The sequence below is a fragment of the Burkholderia sp. BCC1998 genome (assembly GCF_905339875.1).
Lineage (GTDB): Bacteria > Pseudomonadota > Gammaproteobacteria > Burkholderiales > Burkholderiaceae > Burkholderia.
The window spans coordinates 1-1,416 of the sequence record NZ_CAJPHE010000070.1; the positions used below are offsets into that span (position 1 = coordinate 1).

General features: G+C 70.4%; 1 protein-coding gene. It reads right to left on the reverse strand.

All coding sequences use genetic code 11. From position 1 onward, the window contains the following. On the reverse strand, positions 1-1,415 hold a 1,415-nt coding region (locus U5A56_RS36795; protein ID WP_321927379.1), incomplete at its 3' end, for a sugar ABC transporter ATP-binding protein. Between the last annotated feature and the right edge of the window lies 1 nt (position 1,416).

Below are 1,416 nucleotides of genomic sequence, written 5' to 3' on the forward strand. Positions count from 1 at the left end.
CCGGCGATCTCGCCTTCGCGCATCACGAGCACGCGGTCGGCGACGCCGATGATCTCCGGCAGCTCGCTCGAGATCACGATCACGCCGACACCCGCGCGGGCCAGTTCGTTGATGATCCGGTAGATCTCGGATTTCGCGCCGATGTCGACGCCGCGCGTCGGCTCGTCGAGGATCAGCACGCGCGGCTTCGTCTCGAGCAGGCGCGACAGCAGCACTTTCTGCTGGTTGCCGCCCGACAGCGCGCCGACGTTGACGTTCGCGTTCGGCACGCGGATCGACAGCGACGCGATCGCGTCGCGCGCGCGCGTGGCGCCGCGCGCCAGATCGAGCGCGCCGAGCCGCGCATCGCGGTTGCACACGGAGATGTTGATGTTGTCGCGCACGCTCATGTCGAGGAACAGGCCCTGGCGCTTGCGGTCTTCCGTCAGGTAGACGAGGCCCGCGTCGATCGCGTCGCGCGGCGAATGCGCGCCGAACGTGCGCTCGCCCAGCTTCACGTCGCCGCGCGTGCGCGGCTCCGCGCCGAAGATCAGCCGCGCGAGCTCGGTGCGGCCCGCGCCGACGAGCCCGGCGATGCCGAGCACCTCGCCCGCATGCAGGTCGAGGCTGCAGCCGCGCACGCGCTCGCCGTCGGCGATGTCGCGCACCGACAGCAGCAGGTGGCCGGGATCGTACGGCGCGTGTTCCTTCTTGTAGAAGCCGGAGATGTCGCGGCCGACCATCATCGCGACGAGCCGCTCGGCCGACAGCGATGCGCGCTCGAGCGTGCCGACGTACGAGCCGTCGCGCAGCACCGACACGCGGTCGGACAGTTCGTAGATTTCGGCCATCCGGTGGCTGATGTAGATGATCGCGAGACCTTCCTCGCGCAGCTGGCGGATCAGGCCGAACAGGTGCTCGGTCTCGCGCGACGACAGCGGCGTCGTCGGTTCGTCCATCACGAGGATGCGTGCGCGGGTATGCACGGCGCGCGCGATCTCGACGAGCTGCTGCTCGGCGATCGACAGCGTGCCGACCAGCGTGTCGGGGCCGAACGGCGCACCGAGGCGCGCGAGCACGTCCTGGCAGCCGCGCGCCATCGCCGCGCGGTCGATGGTGCCCCAGCGGCGGTTGCCGCGGCGCAGTTCGCGGCCGACGTAGATGTTTTCCGCGACGGTGAGGTTGGGCGCGAGGCACAGCTCCTGGTAGATCACGGCGACGCCGGCATCGCGCGCGGCGAGCGGGCCGTCGACGTCGATGCGCGCGCCGTCGATCAGGATCTCGCCGCCGGCGTCGGCGCGGTACGCGCCCGACAGGATCTTCATCAGCGTCGACTTGCCCGCGCCGTTCTCGCCCATCAGCGAATGGATCTCGCCCGGATAGACGGTCAGGCTGACGTTGTCGAGCGCGCGCACGGCCGGGAAGGTCTTGCTGATG